The 23,387-nt window shown below is 65.2% G+C and carries 21 protein-coding genes; 10 read left to right on the top strand and 11 right to left on the bottom strand.

Going from position 1 to position 23,387, the window contains the following annotated elements:
• Positions 1–85: 85 nt before the first annotated feature.
• The 3 genes from NJ1_RS13330 (at position 86) to NJ1_RS13320 (ending at position 2,798) form a co-directional block, all read left to right on the top strand.
• Entirely contained in the window at positions 86–889 is an 804-nt protein-coding gene (locus NJ1_RS13330; RefSeq protein WP_067692616.1) for a class II aldolase/adducin family protein, read from the top strand.
• Entirely contained in the window at positions 886–1,839 is a 954-nt protein-coding gene (locus NJ1_RS13325; RefSeq protein ID WP_067692613.1) for a carbohydrate kinase family protein, read from the top strand. The genes NJ1_RS13330 and NJ1_RS13325 overlap by 4 nt, the downstream gene beginning before the upstream one ends.
• A 122-nt stretch (positions 1,840–1,961) precedes the next feature.
• Entirely contained in the window at positions 1,962–2,798 is an 837-nt protein-coding gene (locus tag NJ1_RS13320) for a DUF559 domain-containing protein (protein WP_157573929.1), read from the top strand.
• A gap of 80 nt (positions 2,799–2,878) precedes the next feature.
• Here the strand turns inward: NJ1_RS13320 and NJ1_RS13315 are convergent, their stop codons facing one another.
• Genes NJ1_RS13315 through NJ1_RS13310 form a run of 3 tightly spaced genes read right to left on the bottom strand, consistent with a single transcriptional unit; the run spans position 2,879 to position 4,844 of the window.
• Complete coding sequence (locus NJ1_RS13315) at positions 2,879–3,757, bottom strand: alpha/beta fold hydrolase (protein ID WP_067692610.1); 879 nt, start codon at positions 3,755–3,757, stop codon at positions 2,879–2,881.
• An 8-nt stretch (positions 3,758–3,765) separates the two neighbouring features.
• Entirely contained in the window at positions 3,766–3,966 is a 201-nt protein-coding gene (locus NJ1_RS38980; RefSeq protein WP_157573928.1) for a DUF397 domain-containing protein, read from the bottom strand.
• Entirely contained in the window at positions 3,963–4,844 is an 882-nt protein-coding gene (locus tag NJ1_RS13310) for a helix-turn-helix domain-containing protein (RefSeq protein ID WP_067692607.1), read from the bottom strand. The genes NJ1_RS38980 and NJ1_RS13310 overlap by 4 nt, the downstream gene beginning before the upstream one ends.
• 554 nt (positions 4,845–5,398) lie before the next feature.
• On the opposite strand from NJ1_RS13310, the gene NJ1_RS13300 reads away from it, so the two are divergent.
• The gene (locus NJ1_RS13300; RefSeq protein WP_067692601.1) at positions 5,399–6,292 is read left to right on the top strand and encodes an HNH endonuclease; all 894 of its coding nucleotides are present in this window, start codon (positions 5,399–5,401) and stop codon (positions 6,290–6,292) included.
• 22 nt (positions 6,293–6,314) lie between these two features.
• Here the strand turns inward: NJ1_RS13300 and NJ1_RS13295 are convergent, their stop codons facing one another.
• The 4 genes from NJ1_RS13295 to NJ1_RS13280 form a co-directional block, all read right to left on the bottom strand.
• Entirely contained in the window at positions 6,315–9,269 is a 2,955-nt protein-coding gene (locus tag NJ1_RS13295; RefSeq protein WP_245717366.1) for a Z1 domain-containing protein, read from the bottom strand.
• Complete coding sequence (locus NJ1_RS13290; protein ID WP_067692986.1) at positions 9,266–10,807, bottom strand: ATP-binding protein; 1,542 nt, start codon at positions 10,805–10,807, stop codon at positions 9,266–9,268. The genes NJ1_RS13295 and NJ1_RS13290 overlap by 4 nt, the downstream gene beginning before the upstream one ends.
• 147 nt (positions 10,808–10,954) lie before the next feature.
• Positions 10,955–11,848 (bottom strand): lipase family alpha/beta hydrolase, encoded by an 894-nt coding sequence (locus NJ1_RS13285; RefSeq protein ID WP_067692594.1) that lies wholly within the window; start codon positions 11,846–11,848, stop codon positions 10,955–10,957.
• 189 nt (positions 11,849–12,037) lie between these two features.
• On the bottom strand, positions 12,038–12,649 hold the full coding sequence (locus NJ1_RS13280; protein WP_067692591.1) for a TetR/AcrR family transcriptional regulator: 612 nt from the start codon (positions 12,647–12,649) through the stop codon (positions 12,038–12,040).
• A 168-nt stretch (positions 12,650–12,817) separates the two neighbouring features.
• Between NJ1_RS13280 and NJ1_RS13275 the strand changes: the two genes are divergently transcribed.
• Positions 12,818–13,588: an SDR family NAD(P)-dependent oxidoreductase gene (locus NJ1_RS13275; protein WP_067692588.1), complete on the top strand. Its 771-nt coding sequence runs from the start codon at positions 12,818–12,820 to the stop codon at positions 13,586–13,588.
• Between the two features lie 89 nt (positions 13,589–13,677).
• Here the strand turns inward: NJ1_RS13275 and NJ1_RS13270 are convergent, their stop codons facing one another.
• On the bottom strand, positions 13,678–14,427 hold the full coding sequence (locus NJ1_RS13270) for a TetR/AcrR family transcriptional regulator (RefSeq protein WP_067692585.1): 750 nt from the start codon (positions 14,425–14,427) through the stop codon (positions 13,678–13,680).
• Between the two features lie 412 nt (positions 14,428–14,839).
• Between NJ1_RS13270 and NJ1_RS13265 the strand changes: the two genes are divergently transcribed.
• The 3 genes from NJ1_RS13265 to NJ1_RS13255 all read left to right on the top strand — a co-directional run bounded on the left by NJ1_RS13265 (position 14,840) and on the right by NJ1_RS13255 (position 16,388).
• Entirely contained in the window at positions 14,840–15,496 is a 657-nt protein-coding gene (locus tag NJ1_RS13265; RefSeq protein WP_067692582.1) for a hypothetical protein, read from the top strand.
• Positions 15,497–15,577: 81 nt separating this feature from the next.
• On the top strand, positions 15,578–15,883 hold the full coding sequence (locus tag NJ1_RS13260; protein ID WP_067692579.1) for a hypothetical protein: 306 nt from the start codon (positions 15,578–15,580) through the stop codon (positions 15,881–15,883).
• Between the two features lie 76 nt (positions 15,884–15,959).
• Positions 15,960–16,388, top strand: coding sequence for a hypothetical protein (locus tag NJ1_RS13255; protein WP_067692576.1), 429 nt, complete (start codon positions 15,960–15,962; stop codon positions 16,386–16,388).
• A 57-nt stretch (positions 16,389–16,445) separates the two neighbouring features.
• Here NJ1_RS13255 and ilvC read toward each other — a convergent pair whose 3' ends face one another.
• The 3 genes from ilvC to NJ1_RS13240 form a co-directional block, all read right to left on the bottom strand.
• Positions 16,446–17,447 (bottom strand): ketol-acid reductoisomerase, encoded by a 1,002-nt coding sequence (ilvC, locus tag NJ1_RS13250; RefSeq protein ID WP_174557079.1) that lies wholly within the window; start codon positions 17,445–17,447, stop codon positions 16,446–16,448.
• A gap of 151 nt (positions 17,448–17,598) precedes the next feature.
• The gene (gene ilvN / locus NJ1_RS13245; RefSeq protein ID WP_067692570.1) at positions 17,599–18,102 is read right to left on the bottom strand and encodes an acetolactate synthase small subunit; all 504 of its coding nucleotides are present in this window, start codon (positions 18,100–18,102) and stop codon (positions 17,599–17,601) included.
• A complete protein-coding gene (locus NJ1_RS13240; protein WP_067692567.1) occupies positions 18,099–20,069 on the bottom strand; it encodes an acetolactate synthase large subunit in 1,971 nt (656 codons plus the stop codon). Before NJ1_RS13240 ends, ilvN begins: the two co-directional genes overlap by 4 nt.
• A gap of 315 nt (positions 20,070–20,384) precedes the next feature.
• Here NJ1_RS13240 and NJ1_RS37935 point away from each other — a divergent pair, with 315 nt between their 5' ends.
• Positions 20,385–21,248: a PH domain-containing protein gene (locus NJ1_RS37935; RefSeq protein ID WP_084478097.1), complete on the top strand. Its 864-nt coding sequence runs from the start codon at positions 20,385–20,387 to the stop codon at positions 21,246–21,248.
• Positions 21,249–21,382: 134 nt separating this feature from the next.
• Positions 21,383–23,224, top strand: a complete 1,842-nt coding sequence (gene ilvD / locus NJ1_RS13230) for a dihydroxy-acid dehydratase (RefSeq protein ID WP_067692564.1) — start codon at positions 21,383–21,385, stop codon at positions 23,222–23,224.
• Positions 23,225–23,387 lie beyond the last annotated feature (163 nt).

The raw sequence follows: 23,387 nt of genomic DNA, 5'->3' as shown, positions 1-23,387 counted from the left end.
ACACGCTCACCCGCGGCCAGAGTCCGCACGAGCACTCGCGACCGCGGAGTCGGTCCGTATCGACATCGCCGAGGCTTGCCACCGCTTGGCCGCCGCCGGCCTCCTGATCGGCACCGCGGGCAATGCCAGCGTCCGCTTGGACGACGCCTGCGCACGAGCCGTCACTATCGGCCGCGGCCCGGCCGAAGAGCATCCCAGCGACATCGCCACAAATGAACGCCGGTCGAACGGGCCCGACACAGACGCCGGGAGCGTCGGTCGTGAGAGCGGCGGAACAGTCGATCGGGAGTGCGCCGGACCTATCGCCTCCCCTACGCCACCCTGCGGCGGAGTCGTCGCGATCACCGCCACCGGCGCGGTGCTGGCCGAACTCACCCCCGAGCAGGTCACGCTGGTCGACTTGGACGGCACCGTCATCGCCGGTGAGTTCGCCCCGACCTCGGAACTCCAACTGCACCTCGGCATCTACCGCACTCTGCCCGCGAAGGCGATCGTCCACACGCACGCCCCCAAGTCCACCGCCTTCGGCTGCGTACTGGACGAGCTGCCCGTTCTCCACTATCAGCAACTCGTGCTCGGCGGCGAAACTCCCGTCGTCCCATTCCACCCGTTCGGCACCCCCGAACTGGCTGCGGCCGTGGCGAATTCACTCTCGACCGGCAAGCAGGCCACCCTCCTCGCCAACCACGGCGCGGTAACGCTGGGCGCCACCCTGAACCAGGCCGTCGAGAACGCCCTCCTCCTGGAATGGGCCTGCGCCCTCTACCTCGACGCCGCCACCCTCGGCACCCCCCGCCCCCTCACCCCCGAACAGCAGCAAGCAGTCATCGCGATAGCCCTCACCACCGGCTACGGCTCCACCAAACCCCTTGCCAAGGAACACGAATGACCATCATCACCATGGGCGTCCACGTCCTGGACATCCTCGTCCACCCCGTCTCCGCCCTCCCCGAGGGCCAGCAGACCGCCCTCGTCGAGAACATCCGCATCACCCCCGCGGGCACAGCTGCCGGAACCGCCGTAATCCTCGCCAAGCTCGGCGCCTCCGTTCGCACCGCAGGCGCCATCGGCACCGACTCCAACGGCGACTTCCTCCTGCACCTGCTCGAAAAGGCAGGCATAGACACCTCTCTCGTGGTCCGCAAACCCGACCACCCCACCTCCACCACGGTCCTGCCCATCCACCCCAACGGCGACCGCCCCACCCTCCACCTCCTGGGCGCCAACCCCTTCTACGCCCCCGAAGACATCGACTGGGACGAGATTTCCACCGCCACCCACCTGCACCTGGGCGGCCCGGAACTCCTGGGCCCCATGAACGCGGCCCGAATCCTCCAGCAAGCCAAGTCCCTGGGCCTGACCACCTCCGCCGACCTCTTGGCCCCCGGCTCCATGGGCTCCCTGGCCGCCATAGCCCCCGCCCTCCCCCACCTCGACTACCTCCTCCCCAACGAAGACCAGGTCCTTGGCTTCACCGGCACCAAAGACCTCCTAGCCGGCTGCCACATCCTCCACGCCGCCGGCGTAGACACCCTCGCGGTAACCCGAGGCCCCGCAGGCGTACTCCTGTTCTCCCCCACCCTCATCCAAGACTTCCCCGCCTACGAGACAACAGTCGTGGACACCACCGGCTGCGGCGACGCCTTCTCCGCCGGCTTCCTCCGCGCCATCACCCTCACCCGAGACCTCCCCGCCGCCGTCCGGTTGGGCTTGGCGACCGCCGCTCTGGTCGCCCAAGGCTTGGGCACCGACCACGGTAACTACACCCTCGAGACCGTGGACGACTTCACGTCCTCGGCGACACCGCTTACCAATCAACCGCAGTCGACCGAACCGTAGTCACGGAGCCCTCCCAGGAATAGACACAGAGGGTCTCCACATATCGATGATTCATCCACAGCGTGCACCTCTGCCCAGGTCGCTGGGATTCTCACCAGCCACCTCAGTGCCACTCTCAATCGGTGATCCGTACCCGTGCCGACTTGCTGGCGGACGGCGTTCCGTCGAGCACCATCGACGACCGCTGCCGCCGAGGCGCGTACACCCGGCTTCTTCCCAACGTCTACAGCCTCGAGCCACCGACGAGGATCACCAGATGCGAAGCGGTGATTGCATGGCTTCCGAGCGCGGTCCTCTCCCATCGCACCGCGGCATGGCTGCACGGCATGCTGCCCGAGCCGCCGAACGTCGAAGCCATCGTTCCCGCGAACATCCGGCGGGAGACTCCTGCTTGGCTTCGCATCTATCGTCGTAGTCTCGCGCCGGAGTGGAAATCCGAACTCCATGACCTCCCGGTCACGTCGGCGGCGTTGACGCTGATGGACTGTGTAGCCACTCTGGGACGGTCGGAAGCCGACGCGCTGATCGACAACCAGATCCCGAGAACAGTCAACCCTCAGGAAGTGCTCGACCTCTGCCACAGCGGTATTCGAGGGTCTCGCGCCCTCTACTCGCAGCTCCGCAAGGCGGCAATCCACCATGCGTCCGAACCTGAGCGACTCTTCGCACGTGCGTTGCGCGACCGAGGTCTCACTCTGCTGGCCAACCACCCGATCGGGCCATTTCGCGTCGACTTCGTAGACGAAGCATCCCGGGTCATCGTCGAGATCGATGGCCGTGAATTCCACAGCGCGCCTGCTGTTTTCCGCCTCGACCGACGTCGGCAGAACGCGTTGCTCCTCAACGGTTGGCTGGTGCTGCGTTATGCGGCGTCTGACATCTTCCAATCGTTGGATGCGTGCGCAGAGGAGACAGTTGAGGTTGTTCGGCGGCGCAGGAGGAGCCGCCGAGGGCGATAACCGGCCTCACCCTCCACAAACCACTCGATCCAGGCTGCAAACAGCCAATTCCTCACACAAAATGGAGCACCAGGCCGACCTCACCCAGTTTCCCGCGCCAACGCCACCAACCGCTCCCGAACCAACTCCGGCCGCTCATCCACAATGAAATGCCCACACCCCTGGACCATTTCGACCGTGTAATCATCGGCGCGCGCACTCTCCGCCGCCGCCAGCGAGTAGTGGACCGCCGCGTCATCCACTCCGAACAACGCCCGAATGGGCAGGGTGCCGCGTCGGCGCTCCGGCTTCCGCACCGAGGCAGGCACCTCCTTCAGCAAGAACGTCCGATACGTATCAGTAGCAGCCCTGGCAACGACCGGATCCTTGAATCTCTCCGAATAGACCCGCACCGTCTCATGGTCGAACACCGTCGGATCGCTGGCAGCGTTCCCGATCAACCACTCCAAGAACCGAGTCCGCCGCTGCAACGGCATCCCCAGCCCCGCAATCAAAGGCTGGTAAGCCAACATCCGCCAAGCCTGCCGAGCCACCACCTTCGCAGGCACCCAGGGATGCGCCATGTTCAACACCAGATACCCCCGAAACCACTCAGGCTCCCGCAACACCATCCGGTACCCCACGAACCCACCCCAGTCATGCCCCACCAACAAGACCTTCTCGTCCAACCCCAGCGCATCCATCAACGCCAGCACATCACTCGCCACATCGTCCTTCGCCCACCCATGCGGCGCAGGCCCAGACCACCCATACCCCGGCAGATCCGGCGCGATGACCCGCAGCCCTTCCGGAGGATCACCGAGCAGATCGCGGTACACGAAATGATGCTGCGGCCATCCATGCACCGCGAGAACCGGTACCCCACTCCCCGATTCGCTCACATGAAACTGCACTCCACGTGCCTCGACGAGCCGACGACGCACGCCAGCGATCTCAGGCGCTCCTTGCTCAGCGGTCATAACTCACGCTAGCCGAGCACGGGCCCGGCAACGCCGGAAACTATGTCACGAATGAATGCGTCCCACATCTCGCCCGAGAGCGCCAACGCCGGCTGGCTTACATCTTTCGAGTCACGAACCCCAACCACACCGCCGACGAATGCTACTTCGACGCAATCGGCCTTGTCGCCGCTATAACTGCTCTTGAACCATCGTGCATCGGCCGTCACGCTGAAAACTCCTTGGTTGCCTGCCGTAGCAGGCCACGGCTGGTCGTCTCGTCCAGCGACACGCGCTGAAGACTCTCGAGAACCCGATAGTAACGGCGGACATCGTCTTCCTTCTCCAGATAAAGGCAACCGACAAAGCTCTCCACGTACACCACCGGAGGACTTGCTGCTGAACCCTTCACCTCGGGATCGAACTCCAGAATCGCGAACTGCCCCACCGGATCTCCCACAGGAGCCCCAGCACTGAAGGGCAGCACGCGTACACAGACATTCGGCAGCTTCCCGATCTCCGCCAACTGTCGCAGCTGCCCGGCCATGACATCAGCCCCGCCCACGTTGCTCCGCAACACGCATTCGTGCAGCAAGACATCCAGATGCAGTGGCTGGCGCCGCCGAGTCACCATTGCCTGCCGCTTGGTCCGCAACTCGACGCGCCGCTCGTGCTCCACAGGACTCTCAGCAGGCTTCACTGCGCGAATCAGAGCTCGGGCGTAGTCCGGGGTCTGCAGGAGTCCCGGCACCAGCGCCGGCTGATAAGTGATCAGTCTCTGAGCAGCAGCTTCGAGCCCGACATACACATCGAAGTCCGCGGGCATCAAGCTGCCGTACTCATACCACCAACTCTTCTCAGAGGACTGTCTCAGCAACCCCACCATCGCCGCAGTCATCACCTCCGACATCTCTAACACTTCGCAAATCGCCTGCATATCACGCACTTTCACACGGGTCGACACCCCGCGCTCAAGCCGCTGAAGAACCGAAGAGCTGACATCGGCCAGCCGCGCAACCTTCTCCTGCGACATCGCCATAGCTGACCGTGCTTCACGCACATAGCGCCCGAGTTGGCGCCTCGGCAAGGTAGAACCGACCTCATCCATGCGTTCTCCAGGGATCGGCACCCGTACTGGGTGGTAGCACCCACCCAGTCTGATTGCTGCTCTGCAGATCCAGGCGAATACCACTGGGTGACCCAGTTCAGGGTACCCAGCACCCCGGATCGATGATGTGCTTTCGACATCAACCACGAGCGAAGGAGGCGCGATGTTCAACCAACCGCCCGTAACCATAGGAACCTGGGCTCTCACCTCACCAGGTTGTCCCGTGCGAGTTACCGTCGACGAAAGCAGGCAGTTCGCCACGGTAATTCTCGGACCTGACAACAGGGAGATCGAGATCTCCCTGGACGCCGAGACGCTCGCCGCCGTATTGCACAGGGGTTCGGCAGCCTTGGACCAGCTCATCGGGCGAACGCCAACCGATATCGACAGGTCCGGGACAGTGCCCCTGAGCGACGCCTTCACGAAACCTCGCGGCCGGGAACACATCACCTAGACTGCGACGTCTACCGACAGTCCGTGCCAACTGTGCGCACCTGTCAAAAACAGTGGCGTTGAAGATCGACACACTCCGGCCTCCATGACAAACTCGCGTCATGGTTAGGGCGGACAGGGACACGGAGGCCATACTCCGGGGGGAAATCTTCAAGCACCTCGAGGAGATGGTTCGCGAGACGGGTGCCGTTACCCGCCAACAGCTTTGGGATTTCACAGTGGACGGCCGGACTCATCGTCTGGTCGACCGCAACCGCGGCATTCGGAACCCGAGGGACATGCTGGCGACGCTATCGATCCTTTCCGATCCCAAGAGCAAGTATGCAGACGAAGAGATCGGCGACTCACTCTTCGCCTATGCATATCGAGAAGGCAGCGTAGAGGGGGACAACAAGAAGCTCCGCGCTGCATTGGAGTTTGACCTACCACTGATCTTGCTCCGCAAGATTGCGGATGGGGTGTTCGTGCCGGTAGTTCCGGTCTACGTGATCGCCGACGATAAACCCAACCGCCGCTTCATGATCGCCTTGGATGACACGCTTCGTTCGGTCTCGGACCCATTGAACCTCCTTCCGCTCGAACGTCAGTACGCGCAACGCATCACCAAACAGCGGCTGCATCAGCCCGAGTTTCGGGGTCGAGTCCTTCGGGCATACGAATGCCAGTGCGCTGTATGCAATCTCAAACACGCAAAGCTTCTGGATGCCGCGCACATCATCGCGGATGGACAACCCCACGGCACTCCGACTGTCGACAACGGTCTCAGTCTGTGCAAGATCCACCACGCCGCCTACGACGAGCAGTTCCTAGGCATCACGCCCGACTACGAGGTTCGCATCAACAGCGATCTCTTGGAAGAGCGTGACGGTCCAATGCTGCTACATGGCTTGCAGGAGATGCATGGCCGATCGCTGTTCACACCCTCACGCTCGAAGGACAAGCCCTCGAAAGACCGACTGGCTGAGCGCTTCAGAGAGTTTCAAGAGGCCAGCTGAAATCCTGGCCACCCACTCATCGTCAATCGTTCGCGATGTCCACAATGGCAGCATCGCTTGAATCGATAGTGGTGAAGCGGACGATCTTGTCGTCGGGGCCGGTGGCAGAGGCTGGAGCTACGAAGCCGAAGCCGACAACCACTTTTGCTGGGTCGACGCGACCTTCCGAGGTTACGTCGGGGTTGAAGCGAGGTTCTACTACGGGGTAGAGCATTACTACGCCGCGGCGGGGGGCCACGAGAGATTCAGTGTTGGCGTCTCGGGAGTTGGGAAGTGCGCCTGCTATTCGGCGAGCGATGCTGCGGTGACGACTGGTGGAGATGGCACCGAAGAGGGGGTCGCGGCGGCGGACTCGTTCCCAGCGGGTGAAGATGCGGCCGTTCTGACCCAGGGAGATGTCCTTTCGTAAGCGGTCGGCCTGCGGGGCGAGGATTATCCAGTCATCCACCTGACGGGAGGGGCCTCGGCTTATCGCGGCGAGATATTCGGCATGTGGGGCAAATTGGCCGGGGGTGAGCCAGCGCATCCGGTCGATGATGTCGATCAGTTCGGATGCGCCGAAACAGCCCGTCAGAGCGGAGAATCGATGAACGGGCTTGTTGTGGAGATGGTAGGCGAAATCGGTTGTCGTAGTAGTCAATCGGTCGAAGACCGGGGACCAGAGTTCAGTGTTGTGGCGCATATCCGCGGCCTTGATGGGGTAGGCGAACGGCTCGCGCCAGCTGCCAGGTGAACGGATCTCCACGAGTTGGGCGTTGTACATCTTGTTGGGGCTGGTGGGTCGCAGAGTCGGGAGGTGCTGGGATACCAAAGGAGGCACCTGAGCCGGGGTCACCTGTGGCATTCCGTCGACCATCACCGCGTACTGCTCGAGTTCGCTGCGGAAGCTTTCCTCGTCCATACATACCGCCTCGAACGCCTTGTACAGGTCGATGTCCTGCTTGCCCTGCACCTCTTCCCGCCCGATATACAGCCGCACCAGGTCCCGATACCCCTTGCGGAAGCCGAACCAGCGGCCCATCTGCATCAGAGCCGAGGCGTTGGCGGAGCGGCGGCGGAAGTAGGACACCGTAAGGCCTTCGACGGTGAATCCGCGGGACAACTTCTGGCCGCCGATGAGGATCTTCCAAATGGAACGGCGGTCGAAATCGGCGTCGCCGGTGGCTAGTTCAGCGTCTCCGTTCACCACGATGATGGGTTTCTGATCCGCGCTGATGTTCTGAACGGTGGGGCCGACGTAGGGCATCAGGTCGTCGTAGGTGGTGGGGGTGGTGTAGCCGGCGGAGCGAACGGCCGAGACCGGGGCTACGTCGGTATCGAAGAGGGTGCGGAGTCGGTCGTGGCCGCGGGCGCTGGAATAGGCTGCTTCCCACCAGATCTTGGTAATGCGACCGAGCAGCTCTCGGTGGGACTCGACCCAGTTGGACTCGTGAATGAGCATGGTGTGGTGGCGGAAGTAGCTGTCACCCAGTCTGTCTCGGTCTTGACGGTAAAGCTTCATTGCGCCTGCCAGGACGAACATGTCGATGGCACGTTCGAGCGGTTCGGTGTCGTCTTCGTCGGTGACTACGACGTCGCGCACGTGAGCCAGCTCGTTGGAGTTGGCTACGTTGCGGTCGTCATCTGTGTCGTCGAGGTCGAAGTCGTGGAAGTCGCTGGCGCCCATGTATCCCTCGGGACGGGCGAGGGAGATGATGAAGTCCTTGGGGAAGATGTCGGCGCTGTCGCTGGGGTCGATGAAGACGTTCGCGTAGGGAGTTGCGGTGTAACCGACGTACTGGGCGCGGGGCAGCATGGTCAGGAGTTGGGAAATCTTCTGATTGATCGCAGTACGTTCGACGTCAGGCTTGGGCCGCGAGGTGTTGACCGAGGCTTCATCGGATTCGTCGTCGATGATCAGGACCGGGATCTCGTCGAGCGGGGTGCGGATCTTGTTGAGGTCCTTCACCAGTTTCGTGAGTACCGACTTGTTCTTCTTCACCACCATCAATCGGGCTGCGGCGCGATGCAGGTTCACAGGGTCGTAGAGCGGAAGCGCAGGTTCCTGCTTCTCGAACTCCAGCGCGACGATGCCTTGCAGCAGGCTTTTGTAGTCGTCGTACCGGGTGGTCAGGCGGTGGATGTCGAACCCACCCAGAGCAGAAGGGACAGTGCCGAATTCGACGAACTTGCGCTGGATCCACTCGGGATCGTCGGCATAGTCGGATTCGAATTCGCTGGCGCCGCGCAGCACGTTCTCCCGGCCGACCAATTCCATGTCGAGTCGGCGCTGGGTCTGATCACGCAGCAGGTTCAGAGTGCCACCCAGGACAATGACGAGCCGGTAGCCCGCATCGATTGCGCGCGCGATGACGCCGGTGAAATTCGCGGTCTTGCCGGACTGCACATAACCGACGACCAATCCCTTGGACTGGTACGCCTCCGGCCGAGTTGGATCCGAGAGTCGTTCCACCACACTTTCGGTCGCCATATCGAGGGTCGTGATCGCATGGTCGGTCCACCCGCGGCGACTCAGCAGCTCGCTGTACATCGGCCAGTACCAGGACCGACCCTGATGGGTGTCGTGCCAGGGCACGAATTCCTTGCTGATTACCACGGGCAGCGGCACTTTGATCACCGGTACCGCGGCGTCGAGCAGCTTCGCTGTTTGCCCGTCGAGCACCAGTTGTGCGTATACATCGGCGCGGCGGAGGTCGGTGCAGGGCTCGGCGGTCGACCATTGCGGTCTGGGGGCGAAATCCCAGACCCGCAACTGCTTTCGCCACAGATCCACGAGTTGATCACCGGCGTCTGCGGCACGCAACGCCTGTTGGAAGTCTGCTTCGGAGGCGTACGGCGCTGCGCCGGGGATGTCCTCGGCGTGATACTCCAACGCGCGTTCGAGGCGCTTGGGTTTGTTGCGGGACAGATCATTGAGAACCGATGTGTGCAAGGCGATTCGCGGCGCCGCGTCCGGGATGTGCAATGTCATCGTCATTCACCGTCCCGGTCGCTCAAGCGATCCATCTCCGCGCGTGCAGCTGCCACCAGTACTGATTGCCACATTTGCAGATTGTCCTTGTCGCGTGGACCGATTCGTTCGCGTTGGAAGACCTCGTGCACCATCAGATACAGCATCGACTTGATCATCGGGGCGTCGTTGAGGCCACCTCGGCGGCCGCCGAGGATGCCGGGGCGGTAGCGCTGGTTCAGGAGGATCTGGCGGTCCTCACGGTCGAGTTCGAAGAAGGCATCGCCCTCCAGGGCCTGCCATTTGATGACGATCGGTTCCTCGCCGATCAGGGGCGGGAGTTCTTCCGAGATCACCTCTCGGATGCTGGGGTCCAGGCCTTTTCCCGGCGGGATCACCGGCTTGCGTTCTACGCCTGCGCGTTTGCGCGCATCACGGTAGGTGGTGTCCGCGTCTGCGACGTAGGTTGCGAAGAACGCGCCGCTGTCGTCTGCCGCGTTCTCCAGTGCCGCAATGAACTCCGGCGAGATTTCCACGCCGTCCTTCTTCACAGTCAGGCGGAACACATCGCTGGAGGTGGACGGCAGCTCGACCGCGACCCGGGCCAGGGCCAGGTGCTGTTCGGGTTGGCGGAAGTTGTTCCAGCCGCCCGCCTGGACGAGGCGGTCGTTGCGGTAGAGGTAGAAGCCCTGGGTTTCGATGAGCGAACCGATGCCGCGGAATTCGGCGATCGAAGATTTGGGCGGCCAGATGTGGGCGGTCATCGACACCACACCGACCTCGGCGTTCTCCACCTTGAAGGTCTTCGGATAGTCCTGATTTCCGGTGATCGGGTAGCCGAACGGGTCGAGCGGCATGACGCCGTAGCTGGTCACCACCATGCCGGTGGTGATGTCCTCGACCGCGATGGTGATGTTGAAGTCCTCACGGGTGAGGAATCGGTGCAGTTGCAGGCCCAGGTGCATGCCGAGTTTGGCGATGATCCGAGCGATGTAGCGTTCGGTCTGCTCCAGACTTCCGTTGCGCGGGAAGTCCTTCACGCCGTCCCAGCGCACGACGGTGCCGTTCCATTTGATCGGGCTGCCGCCGGAGTAGCGGTCGATAAGGGATTGGGCGTACGCCGGTTCGACTATGTCGCAGTGGAATCCGTCTTTCGCGTGCTCCATCACCCAGCGTCGTCCGGCCGGGCGACTGGTCTTGGTGCGACTGACCACCGCGACGGCCGACGCGCTGCTGAGCGACGCCGATTTCAGGCCGGTGCCGAACATGCCGAGCGCGCCGTGCTGGTAGTCGCGGCGACCGCCGACGGTCATGGCGACGTCGAGCTCGTCCTCGGTCATGCCGCAGCCGTCGTCGACGATGAGGAGGCTGACCAGGCGGTCGCCGTCACGCAGGAAATGAATCACCACGTCGTTGGCGCCCGCGTCGATGGAGTTGTCGACCAGGTCGGCTACGGCGGCTTCGAATCCGTAGCCCTGGCTGGTGAGCGCCTCCATGTATCGCGGATCCGGCGGGAGTTGCTTGCTGCCGACTGTCGGTACATCGAACTTCCACTCGTCCGCCATGTCCACCCCGATGCCACGTAATTGCCGACCCCGTTCCGAGCAGTGCGGAACTCAGTGAACAATACGTACGCCATCGGAGGTTGTTACGCCAGCTGTCGAAGCGGACAGGAAGCGCGAATGTGCGTACCGGTCAGTAGGACTCGGTGATCAGATGTACGGGCTCGGGCTCGGGGCGCAGGGGATCTTGGGGACCGAGCCGGGGGTGAAGGTGTTGAGCATCAGCGCTGCCACGGTCGGGTCCACCGAGACGCTGTTGTGCCCCGCCAGGTTCACCGGACAGACGTCCTGGAGGGTGATGTTGGTGGCGTTGGGGGCTTCTCGGATGCCGCTGGTGTACGGGACGACTTCCATGTCGGCCTTGGTGACCAGGTTGGTGTAGTGCACGTCCGGGGCGTAGACGCCGGCGGCTTGGAGGTTGTGGATGAAGTCGGAGACCGGGAGCATGTCGACGCAGCCCTGGCAGATCGGGCGGAGGGCGGCGAAGACGGCGTTCTGGGCGTTGAGGCCGTAGGCGGCGTTGACGAGGGGGTCCGCGACGTGGGTGCCCTGCCAGATGGGGACCAGGTTGAACGTTTGGTCGACCACCTGGTTGCCGCCGTCGAAGAGGAGGTAGTTGGCGGCTACCAGGGTGCCTTCGGACCAGGTCAGCAGGTCTACCTTCGGGGCGCCGGTGGTGGCCAGGACCCGGTTGACGAAGTCGCGTAATTCGGTGCTGGACTGCGGGATCGGCTCGAGGCCGCCCATGCCTGCGATGGGGCCCGCCTGGCCGGGGTAGATGCCGTAGGTGACCGAGAAGACGCAGTAGCCGTTGTTGTGCAGGAGCGGGGACATCGCGGGCCAGCCCGCGCCGTTGCCGGTGATGCCGTGGACCAGGACCACGGGGCGGGGGTGCGCGGCGGTGGGGACGCAGGACCAGTCGTTTCCGCCGGGTGGGGTGTAGGGCGGCTTCGCGGCGTTGGTGTCCGAGAACCATTGCGCCACTGAGTAAACAACGGGGAGCTGGTCGGGTTCGGCGGCGGCGGTTCCTCCCGAGACGAGCATCGCGGTGGTTGCTGCCAAAGATAGGCCGAGACGACTCCAGATGCGACGCAAGCGATCCTCCGGTGTCCATGCGAATGGGTAGCCGAGAAGTCGCTGCGCGCGACCGATTGCCACTGTATCGCCGGACATGCCGGACATCGCGGGCAAAACGCCGACGGCATCCAGCAGCGTTCCGCGGACAGCGGCCGCTCAGAGTCCCGCGCCGAGAACCCGCATGCAGCGCACCACCAGGCTCGCCGGATCCTGTCCCCCATCGGCCGCCCACTGCTCCAGGGCGATTCGGATGGAACCGGCGGCAGCGGCTGCCAGCAGACGCAGATGTAGCGGATCCGCATCGGGTCCGCCCAATTCGGCCAGTACCCTTCGCAATTCGCGTTCGCCCTCCATGTTGATGCGATGCCAGACCGCGCGCAGGGCGGGGTCGGTGTCCATCGCGCGCAGCAGGCCCCGGGTGAGCTCGAAGTCCTCGCCGCCGTCGATGGTCAGGGAGCGGACGGCGGCGGCTTCGAGGTCCGCGAGGGTGGGCAGGCCGCCCGATCCGGCCGCGATCGCCCCGAACCAGCGTTCCGCGCCGGTGGCGAGCATCGGCTCGACCGCGTCTTCCTTCGTGCGGGCGTAGCGGTAGAAGGTACGCAGTCCGATGCCGACCTCGGCGGCGATCTGGTCGGCGGTCACGTCGGCCGTGCCGTGTTCGGCGAACAGGCGCGCGGCGGCGCGGGCGATGTCCAGGCGCGTTTCGGACTTGCGGCGTTCGGCCAGGGTGGGGCGGCGCGCTGCGGGTTCGGTGCGCGGTGCGGGCACTCCACTACCTCCGGGTCAGGGGATGTCTATCGGCAATCCTAGTCGACGGGATGCCACTATGGCATGACGTGCCATTGAGGCGTAACGTGTCGAGTAGTGGGGCAGGACCCCGAAAAGGCCAGGTCGAACCCCGAGAGCCTGGCACAGCTGGAACAAGGAGATGTCGCAATGGAGCGTTTCACCGATCGCCGAGTACTGATCACGGGCGCGGGATCCGGGATCGGACGGGCCACCGTGCACCGCATCCTGGGTGAGGGCGGGCGCGTGGTCGCTGCCGATATCAACCAGGACGGGCTGGCCGAGACCGCCAAGCAGGCCGCCGCGAACGGGAATGGCGACCGGCTCAGCACCGTCGCGATCAATATCGGCGACGAGGATTCGGTCAAGGCGGGAGTCGCCTCCGCGGTGGAGACCCTCGGCGGGCTGGACGCGCTGGTCAATGCCGCGGGAATTCTGCGTTCGGCGCACACCCACGAGATGCCGCTGGCCGATTTCAACACCATCATCACGGTCAACCTGACCGGTACGTTCCTGATGATCCGCGAATCGCTTCCCGCGCTGCTGGAGTCGGGCAAGGGCGTGATCGTGAACTTCACCTCGACGTCGGCGTTCTTCGCCCACCCGTATATGACCGCGTACGCCGCGTCCAAGGGCGGCATCATGTCGATGACCCACGCGCTGGCCGCGGAGTACGGCAAGCAGGGGCTGCGCGTGGTCGCGGTCGCGCCGGGCTCGATCTCCAGCGATATGACCGACGGCAAGGGCCCGGGCCTGCCCGCCGACGCCGACTTCACCCTGTTCACCAAGCTGATGCCGATCCTCGGCCAGGGCTTCGCCTCACCCGACACGGTCGCCGGCGTCGTGGCCATGCTCGCCTCCGACGATGGTGCGTTCATCACCGGCACCGAGATCCGCATCGACGGCGGCACCCACCAGTAGTCACACACACTGGCGCCGGTTAGCTTGCGCCTGAAAGACATTCACCACACGGCCCGCCGGATGCCCGGCGGGCCGTTGGCGTGCGAGAGTCAACCGGCGATGACCCCGGCAACCCCGTCGAGAATCAGGTCCAGGCCGAAGTCGAAGTCCTCGTCGCCCGGCTCGGCGGTGTCGGGGATCGACTCGAACAGGCCCGAGGCCAATAGTGCTGCCACGTCGGGGAATCGGGTCTCGTCCACCACCGCGGACAGCTCTCGCTGATAGCCGCGCAGGGCTTGCGATTCGTTGAGATCCGCTGCGCCACGGTGTACTTCGAGTTGGCGACCAGTGAGGAAAGCCTGGCGAACGTAGCCGCCCACCACGGTGATCACGCCGATCTTCGCGGGCCAGTCCAGCGCGGTCTCGCGCAGCGTGCGAAGTCCCACGTCCATCCACGCGATCGCGTGCGGGCCGCGCGGCGGACCGACGATCGGGAGCTGCGCGAGCCACGGATGCCGCCGGTGAACGGCGAGTTGCGCACGCGCCCAGTGACTTAAAGCAGGTCGCCAGTCGCCGGGGACGACACCGGGGATGTCGGGGAACGGTCCCAGCGCCAGATCGGCCATCAGTACGTTCAGCTCGTCTTTGGACCCGATGTGCCGATACAGCGACATCGGCGTGACGCCGAGGGCCGCAGCGATTTTCGGCAGCGTCACCGCGGGCAAGCCGCCGAGGTCGGCCAGATCGATCGCCGTGCGCACGACGCGATCGACGTCCAGCCCGGCGGGACGGCCCAGCCGCGCACCCGCTCGCAGTCGCCACAGTCTGGCGAGCTCATCGGAGATGTTCTCGTCGGCCATTCCTGCGCGTTACCTCCGGTCTGCTCTTGACAACGAAGTTAACATACTCCTTATAGTATAAGTCATATACTTATGGTGCGGCGGGACTCACCTCGGCCATACCGGACCTGACACCACCGAACACCCACACCCGAGCTGGGATCCGCATCCACGGGCGAGCCCCCGCCCACCGACACGGCACCCCTGAAACGGGCGGCCCGCGAGGAGACGGGCACCTGGGCCTAACCGAGACCGCACGCGGGGACACGCCCCTTCGGCGAGGCCAACCGGTCGCGGTGGCACCCCCTCCGCGCGCGCCCGCCGCACCAGCCCCACCCACAGCACCGCCAGCCAACTGCCACCGACCACAGGCAGGGCCACACCACCCACTGCCCGAAGCCGCACACATCCACTTCACCAGAACCGAGATCCCATGGACAACAACGCAATACAGCGAATCTCCGGAGCCTCCGCACTGATCGGCGCGGCCTTCCTCCTGATCGAACTACCCCTGTACTTCGTCTACTCCGGCCCACCCCCGGACGGCAACATCCTCACCCGCAGCCTCTTCGGCCTGCTCGGCACGACCGCGCTGATCGTCTTCATGACCAGCCTGAACCACCTGATCAAACGCATCGGCCCCGCGTACGAGTGGGTCGGATCGCTCGCCACCACCGCCGGATCGATGTGGCTGACAGTCGTTTTCGTCTCCACCGCCCTGGAGGTGGGCGCGGTGATCCAGTCCCCCACCGACATCGACCCGACCATCACCGTCTCGGGCACCTACATCCTCTACGGCACCGTTTCCCGGCTCCTCGAGGCGTTGTTCTTCGCGGCCTTCGGTGTCGCGATCGGCCGCACCGCACTGCTCCCCCGGTGGGCCTCGCGATCGGCGTACGCCCTGGCCGCAATCAATCTCGCGTTCGTCCCGTCCCTGTACTTCGGCAACACCCCTGCGAACTTCTACGCCGCCAACGGCTGGGGAACCACGGCGACCCTCGGCGGATTCACCATGATCTGGCTGCTGTTCATCGGAGTAGCGCTGCTCCGCGCCACCGCGGCTCCGCCCCTGAGCGCCGCTCATCCCTGAGGACTACCTCACCCTGAAATTTCCCGGAAGAATGCTCATACCATGGTCTTTCGCGCGGCATCTGCGGCACAGTCGAGAACTATGCAGTCGATCAGAAGAACCGCCCGCATCGCCGTGGCCGGTGCCCTCGTCCTGATTCCGCTCGGCGCGGTCACCATCCCGGCCACCGCCGACATCACCCTCGAGCCCGGTGTTTCCGAAGTGGCCCGGCCCCACCACAATGACCGAGACCCGTGGAACGACAACAACTCCCGCGACCCCTGGAACAACAACCGGCACGATCGCCGCGACGACGATTGCGACCGGAACGACCGCAACCGGTCGCATGACCCGAACCGGTCCTGGTATCAGCAGGCTCTTCCGCGCGGGGCGTTCGGCAGCTCCTGACCGCGACCCGCCCGGGATTCGGGACAAACCACTGATTACGGCACGCACGTCCTCACCAGCGCATACTCTGCGCGAAATGTACTGTCTGGCACTGGTGCTGGCACCGCCCAATCACCCCGACCCGGTCCGCTTCGCGGAGACGGCAATGACGCCCTACCTGCGGGACGACCGCGAGACCCGCGACGATTCCCGACCGGACGATCCCAGACCCTACGACGGCTTCCGCATCGGCTGGCACGACGAGACCGGTGTGCTGTGGCGCTCCCGGCTCGGCGATCTGCCCGCCCATCACCCCGTGGAGGGGGCCTCGGACGAGACTCGCCGCGTCGGCGACGTGGACTTCGACAACCGCCTGTTCCCCATCCCCTCGGCCGTGCTCACCCCGGACGGCCGCCTGCATCAGGTCAGCCCCAACTTCTTCCCCAGGGTCTCCGAATGGCACGCTGCCCGTGACCTTCTCACCGAGGACCCCGATCGCATCCTGATCCCGATGGCCTGTTACTGATGAATGCCGAAGGGCCCGTTCGCATCAGCGAACGGGCCCTTCGAAAAGCTGGAAACCTTACGCGGTTTCGGTGATCGGGCGATCGACCCAGCTCATCAGACCACGCAGCTTGGCGCCGGTGACCTCGATGGGGTGCTCGGCGTTGGCCTTGCGCAGGCCCTCGAGCTCGGTGTTGCCGTTCTCGACGTTGGCCACGAGGCGCTTGACGAAGGTGCCGTCCTGGATGTCGGACAGGATCGCCTTCATGCGCTCCTTGGTGCCGGCGTCGATGACGCGCGGGCCGGACAGGTAGCCACCGAACTCGGCGGTGTCCGAGACCGAGTAGTTCATGCGGGCGATGCCACCCTCGTACATGAGGTCGACGATCAGCTTGAGCTCGTGCAGGACCTCGAAGTACGCCATCTCGGGCGCGTAGCCGGCCTCGACCATGACCTCGAAGCCGGTCTTGACGAGCTCTTCGGTGCCACCACAAAGAACGGCCTGCTCACCGAACAGGTCGGTCTCGGTCTCTTCCTTGAAGGTGGTCTTGATGACGCCGGCGCGGGCACCACCGATGGCCTTGGCGTAGGACAGCGCCAGGGCCTGGCCCTCGCCCTTCGGGTCCTGGTCCACGGCGATGAGCGCGGGAACGCCCTTGCCGTCGACGTACTGACGACGCACCAGGTGACCGGGGCCCTTCGGGGCGACCATGGCGACGGTGACGTTGGCCGGAGCCTTGATCAGACCGAAGTGGATGTTCAGGCCGTGGCCGAAGAACAGCGCGTCGCCGTCCTTCAGGTTGGGCTCGATGTCATTGGTGAAGATCGAGGCCTGCGCGGTGTCGGGCGCGAGGACCATGATCACGTCGGCCCACTCGGAGACCTCGGCGGGGGTGCCGACGGTCAGACCGGCCTCTTCGGCCTTCGGGCGGGACTTGGAGCCCTCGGTCAGGCCGACGCGGACCTCGACGCCCGAGTCGCGCAGGCTCAGCGAGTGGGCGTGGCCCTGGCTGCCGTAGCCGATGACAGCGACCTTGCGGCCCTGGATGATCGACAGGTCAGCGTCGTCGTCATAGAACATCTCGACTGCCACTTTGGGGTTCCCTTCTGGATGGGCTCATCCCCGCCGAACGGGGAACTTTCATGAATTCAAATGTGTGTATCGGTTCAACGCGAACCGGGGCCCCGCATACGCGGGAAGGTGGCCGCCGACCTTTCGATCGGCGATAACCCTAGCGTGTGGCCGTAATCGACTTGGGCCCGCGGCCCACCGCGACGACACCGGACTGCACGATCTCGCGGATGCCGTACGGCTCCATCATGCGAAGCAGCGCGTCGAGCTTGGACCGGGTTCCGGTCGCCTCGATCGTCAGCGCATCGGGTGACACGTCGATCACCTTGGCGCGGAACAGATTCACCGCTTCGATCACCTGGGTGCGGACGCTGGCGTCGGCGCGCACCTTCACCAGGATCAGCTCGCGGGCAACGGAGGAGTCGTTGTCCTGCTCGACGATCTTGATGACATTGACCAGCTTGTTGAGCTGCTTGGTGACCTGCTCGAGCGGCAGGTCCTCGACCGTCACGACGATGGTCATGCGCGAGATATCGGGGATCTCGGTGCCACCGACCGCGAGGGACTCGATATTGAACCCGCGGCGGGAGAACAGGCTGGCCACGCGCGCGAGCACGCCCGGCTTGTCCTCCACGAGCACGGAAAGGGTATGGGTCGTGCTCATTGCTCGGTCCCCTTCTGGGCGGCATCGGCAGCGCGCTCGTGCGCGGTCAATGTGGCCTGCTCGTGCGACATGGCCTCGTGGATGACGGCGGGCTCGGAGACCGACTCGTCGTCGTCGAACAGCGGGCGGATGCCGCGCGCGGCCATGATCTCGTCGTTGGAGGTGCCGGCGGCGACCATCGGCCACACCTGCGCGTCCTTGCCGACGATGAAGTCGATCACCACGGGACGGTCGTTGATCGACTGCGCCTCGCGGATCGCGGCCTCCACGTCCTCTTCCTTCTCCACGCGAATTCCGTGGCAGCCCAACGCTTCCGCGAGCTTCACGAAGTCCGGGATGCGCAGGGTGTGTGTACCCAGATCGGTGTTCGAGTAGCGCTTCTCGTAGAACAGGGTCTGCCACTGGCGGACCATGCCGAGGTTGCCGTTGTTGATCAGCGCGACCTTGATCGGCACGCCCTCGACGGCACAGGTGGCCAGTTCCTGATTGGTCATCTGGAAGCAGCCGTCACCGTCGATGGCCCAGACCTCGCGATCCGGCATGCCCATCTTCGCGCCCATGGCGGCGGGCACCGAGTAGCCCATGGTGCCAAGGCCACCGGAGTTCAGCCAGGTACGCGGCTTCTCGTACTTGATGAACTGCGCGGCCCACATCTGGTGCTGGCCGACGCCGGCGCAGTAGATGGCATCGGGACCGGCGAGCTGCCCCAGCTTCTCGATGACGAACTCCGGCGACAGCGAACCGTCGGACGGGGTCTTCCAGCCCAGCGGGTACGAGCTGCGCACGCCGCTGAGGTAGGTCCACCACTGCGAGATCTCCAGCAGCGGAGCGGTTTTGCCGGTGGCGGCCGGATCGGCCTTGAGGGTCTCGATGAGCTCGGCGATGACCTCGCGGCAGTCGCCGACGATCGGGACGTCCGCATGCCGGTTCTTGCCGATCTCGGCGGGGTCGATATCGGCGTGGATGACCTTGGCATTGGGCGCGAAGGAGTCCAGCTGACCGGTGACGCGGTCGTCGAAACGCGCGCCCAGGGTGATCAGCAGGTCCGACTTCTGCAGGGCCGCAACGGCTCCCACGGTGCCGTGCATGCCGGGCATGCCCATGTTGAGGGTGTGGGTGTCGGGGAACGCGCCGCGCGCCATCAGCGTGGTGACGACGGGGATGCCGGTCAGCTCGGCGAGCTCGAGCAGTTCCTCGGACGCATCGGCCTTGATCACGCCGCCGCCGACGTAGAGCACCGGAGCCTTGGACTCCATGATCATGCGGGCGGCTTCGCGCACCTGCTTGCCGTGCGGCTTGGTCACCGGACGATAGCCGGGCAGGCGCATCTCCGGCGGCCAGCTGAACGTGGTCTGCGCCTGCAGCACGTCCTTCGGGATGTCGACCAGGACCGCGCCCGGGCGGCCGGAGGAGGCCAGGTAGAACGCCTCGGCCAGCATGCGCGGGATGTCGATCGGGTCGGTCACCAGGAAGTTGTGCTTGGTGCACGCCATGGTGATGCCGGAGATGTCGGCTTCCTGGAAGGCGTCGGTGCCGATCAGGCTGCGCCCGACCTGGCCGGTGATCGCGACCAGCGGGACCGAGTCCATCTGCGCGTCGGCGATCGGGGTCACCAGGTTCGTCGCGCCGGGACCGGATGTGGCCATACACACACCGACCTTGCCGGTTGCCTGGGCGTAGCCGGTGGCCGCGTGGCCGCCGCCCTGCTCGTGGCGGACCAGCACGTGGCGAACCTTGACCGAATCGAACAGCGGATCGTAGACGGGGAGAATCGCGCCACCGGGAATACCGAAAACCGTGTCGACGCCGAGCTCCTCGAGCGAGCGGACGACGGACTGCGCGCCGGTGACCCGCTCGGGCGGGACCTGGCGGCGATTCGGAGTGCTGGCCACAGGCGCAGTCGGCTGCGAGGCCGAAGGCGCGGGCCGACGGGCCGAGGGCCCGGGTCGGGCGGTAGGTGCGCTCACCGTCTTGGTTCCTTACTGCTTGTCGTTCCGGTCCAAAGGGCTGTGCCTGAACAAGTGAGATGCCTGAACACAAAAAAGCCCCCGACAGCCATGGCTGTTCGAGGGTGGCGCGTCGCAGTCGCGAGCTGACGTAATTGACTACAGTCGTCGGCTCAGCGCTGGACGCGCCGGCCGATTACGAGCAACTCGATTCGATTCACGCACAAGACGGTAATTGTGCCTGCATCGTCCAGTCAAACATCTGACCAAGGGTGTCCCATTATGTGAGACAGAGCGGTTGTTCGGGTCCGTTCAACACAATGCGAGGATGGGGGTGTGTCATCACCGCATCAGTCCGTGCCACCGGCGCAATCGTCCCACACCCCCGACCTCGGATCGGACACGGGTCCATTTCCCGAAGCCCGTTTCCGCAGCGACTGGCTGTGGCTGCTGGGCGTGTTCATCGGTCCGCTGATCGTTGTCGTCCCGCTCTGGCTGCTACGCCTGCAAACCGATCTGACCAGCACCGGGGTCGAAACTCGCGGGTTGGCCCGGACCCGGCGGGTGCCGTGGTCCGAGATCGAGGGCGTGCGGGTGCCCGGCTTCGGCCGGGTGTATCTGCGCACCACCGATGGCACCGAGATCCCGCTGCCGGGCGTCGACTTCGCGCGGCTGCGGGCGCTGCTGGTGGCCGCGCGCGGTCGCATCCAGGACCCGGGTGTGCGCGTGATCGGACTGACCCGGCTGGCGCACATCGCGGTGTTCATGGTGCTGATGGGTGTGATCTTCCCGTTCGCCGGGCTGCCGCAGGTGCTGTGGATTCTGTTCGCGATTCCGATCGCCATGGCGGTGTGGATCGAGCGCACCCGGACCAAGGTGTCCGCGGACGGTCTGCACTTGCGGACCATGTTCTCGACGCGGCACATCGATTGGTCCGAGGTGAAGGGCCTGCGCATTCCGGCGCGCGGTTTCCTGCGGGTGCATCTGGCGGACGATTCCGATGTGAGTTTGCCCGCTGTCGGCTACGACCGGCTGCGCGATCTGGTCGAGGCGTCCGACGGCCGGATCCCGGATCCGTTCGTGGAACCCGAGGACGCGGACGAGGCGGAACTCGTCGCGAGCGAGGTCGAGGAGCCGATCACGGCCGAGGCCGATGAGCACGGCACCACGCCCTCGGAGCGCGACACTTCAGACAAGTAGGCGCGTGTCGGGGTGCGAGGTTTCGGGCGCTGAGAGGGACCGGCCAGCGCGGGAGTAACGTTGTGATCCCCGCCGGACCATTCCGGTGTAGTCGCCGACCAGCCCCTGCGACGAGAACTCGAGGATCGAAACTCATGCCACCGCTTCGCTCACGAACCACCACCGTCGGACGCAATGCCGCGGGAGCTCGCGCTCTCTGGCGCGCCACGGGTATGACCGACTCCGATTTCGGCAAACCGATCGTCGCCATCGCGAACTCGTACACGCAGTTCGTGCCGGGCCATGTGCATCTCAAGAATGTCGGCGAGATCGTGGCCGAGGCGGTTCGGGCGGCGGGCGGCGTACCTCGCGAATTCCACACCATCGCGGTCGACGACGGCATCGCCATGGGTCACGGCGGCATGCTCTACTCGCTGCCCTCGCGCGAGATCATCGCGGACTCGGTCGAGTACATGGCCAACGCGCACACCGCCGACGCCCTGGTGTGCATCTCCAACTGCGACAAGATCACCCCGGGGATGCTGAACGCCGCCATGCGGCTGAACATCCCGGCCGTGTTCGTCTCCGGCGGTCCGATGGAGGCCGGTAAGGCCGTCGTCGTGGGCGGCGTCGCCCAGGCCCCGACCGACCTGATCACCGCCATCTCCGCGAGCGCCTCGCAGGTCGTCACCGACGAGGGCCTGGACGAGGTCGAGCGCAGCGCGTGTCCGACCTGCGGCTCGTGCTCGGGCATGTTCACCGCCAATTCGATGAACTGCCTCACCGAGGCGCTGGGCCTGGCCCTGCCGGGCAACGGCTCCACCCTGGCCACCCATGCCGCCCGCCGCGCGCTGTTCCAGAACGCGGGCCGGGTCATCGTCGATATCGCCACCAAGTGGTACCGCGACGACGACGCCTCGGTGCTGCCGCGAAATGTGGCCAACGCCAAGGCTTTCCGCAACGCGATGGCGCTGGACGTGGCCATGGGCGGCTCCACCAACACCGTGCTGCACACCCTCGCCGCCGCGCAGGAGGGTGAGATCGACTTCGATCTCGCGACCATCGACGAGATCTCGCGCCGCGTGCCGTGCCTGTCGAAGGTCTCCCCCAACTCCGATTACCACATGGAGGACGTGCACCGCGCCGGTGGCATCCCGGCTCTGCTCGGCGAATTGCGCCGCGGCGGGCTGCTGGAAACCGACGTCACCACCGTGCACACCGCGACGGTCGAGGAGTGGCTCGACACCTGGGACATCCGCTCCGGCAAGGCTTCCGAGGAAGCGATCGAGCTGTTCCACGCCGCGCCCGGCGGCGTGCGCACCACCGAGCCGTTCTCCACCGAGAACCGCTGGTCCTCGCTCGACACCGACGCCGAGGGCGGGTGCATCCGCTCGGTCGAGCACGCGTACACCGTCGAGGGCGGGCTGTGCGTGCTGCGCGGCAACATCGCACTCGACGGCGCGATCCTCAAGACCGCCGGCATCGACGAGGACCTGTTCACCTTCGAGGGCCCGGCCGTGGTGGTCGAGTCCCAGGAGGAGGCGGTCTCGCTCATCCTCGGCAAGAAGATCGTGCCGGGCGATGTGGTCGTGGTGCGCTACGAAGGCCCCAAGGGCGGTCCGGGTATGCAGGAGATGCTGCACCCGACCTCGTTCCTCAAGGGCATGGGCCTGGGCAAGAAGTGCGCGCTCATCACCGACGGCCGGTTCTCCGGCGGCACCTCGGGTCTGTCCATCGGGCACATGTCGCCCGAGGCGGCCGGCGGCGGCGCGATCGGCCTGATCGAGAATGGCGACCGCATCCGCATCGACGTGCACTCCCGTGCGCTCGAATTGCTGGTCTCGGACGAGATTCTCGCCGAGCGGCGCTCGAAGATGGATGCGCGCGAACGGCCTTGGCAGCCCGTGGCTCGTGAGCGGCCGGTCACCACCGCGCTGCGCGCGTACGCCGCACTCGCCACCTCCGCGGACAAGGGCGCAGTGCGCCACGTGCCGTAGGCCGCGGTGCGCCACGTGCCATGGGCCGCCGGTGCGGCCACGAGCCGTAAGCACCGGCACAGTTTCACTAGTTCGATTCGGCGTCGTTCATCGACCCGGCAGGGGGCTCGCCCCGAGAATTTCTCGGCCGAGCCCTCCGTCGGGTCCGCGCGGCGCCTCGGCT

The sequence above is a fragment of the Nocardia jejuensis NBRC 103114 genome (assembly GCF_001613145.1).
GTDB lineage: Bacteria > Actinomycetota > Actinomycetes > Mycobacteriales > Mycobacteriaceae > Nocardia > Nocardia jejuensis.
Note: the sequence above shows the minus strand (reverse complement) of the source record. Positions and strands in the feature narration are given on the sequence as shown.

Bases quoted from the DNA above. Each gene is read 5' to 3' on its own strand.
- NJ1_RS13310 (WP_067692607.1), bottom strand. From the start codon at position 4,844: ATGGATGAGGTCGGTTCTACCTTGCCGAGGCGCCAACTCGGGCGCTAT.
- NJ1_RS13290 (WP_067692986.1), bottom strand. From the start codon at position 10,807: ATGGCGGACGAGTGGAAGTTCGATGTACCGACAGTCGGCAGCAAGCAA.
- NJ1_RS13270 (WP_067692585.1), bottom strand. From the start codon at position 14,427: ATGGCCGACGAGAACATCTCCGATGAGCTCGCCAGACTGTGGCGACTG.
- NJ1_RS13275 (WP_067692588.1), top strand. From the start codon at position 12,818: ATGGAGCGTTTCACCGATCGCCGAGTACTGATCACGGGCGCGGGATCC.
- ilvC (WP_174557079.1), bottom strand. From the start codon at position 17,447: ATGTTCTATGACGACGACGCTGACCTGTCGATCATCCAGGGCCGCAAG.
- NJ1_RS13325 (WP_067692613.1), top strand. From the start codon at position 886: ATGACCATCATCACCATGGGCGTCCACGTCCTGGACATCCTCGTCCAC.
- ilvN (WP_067692570.1), bottom strand. From the start codon at position 18,102: ATGAGCACGACCCATACCCTTTCCGTGCTCGTGGAGGACAAGCCGGGC.
- NJ1_RS13300 (WP_067692601.1), top strand. From the start codon at position 5,399: ATGGTTAGGGCGGACAGGGACACGGAGGCCATACTCCGGGGGGAAATC.
- NJ1_RS13265 (WP_067692582.1), top strand. From the start codon at position 14,840: ATGGACAACAACGCAATACAGCGAATCTCCGGAGCCTCCGCACTGATC.
- NJ1_RS13260 (WP_067692579.1), top strand. From the start codon at position 15,578: ATGCAGTCGATCAGAAGAACCGCCCGCATCGCCGTGGCCGGTGCCCTC.
- NJ1_RS13255 (WP_067692576.1), top strand. From the start codon at position 15,960: ATGTACTGTCTGGCACTGGTGCTGGCACCGCCCAATCACCCCGACCCG.
- NJ1_RS13295 (WP_245717366.1), bottom strand. From the start codon at position 9,269: ATGACGATGACATTGCACATCCCGGACGCGGCGCCGCGAATCGCCTTG.
- ilvD (WP_067692564.1), top strand. From the start codon at position 21,383: ATGCCACCGCTTCGCTCACGAACCACCACCGTCGGACGCAATGCCGCG.
- NJ1_RS13315 (WP_067692610.1), bottom strand. From the start codon at position 3,757: ATGACCGCTGAGCAAGGAGCGCCTGAGATCGCTGGCGTGCGTCGTCGG.
- NJ1_RS13285 (WP_067692594.1), bottom strand. From the start codon at position 11,848: ATGCTCGTCTCGGGAGGAACCGCCGCCGCCGAACCCGACCAGCTCCCC.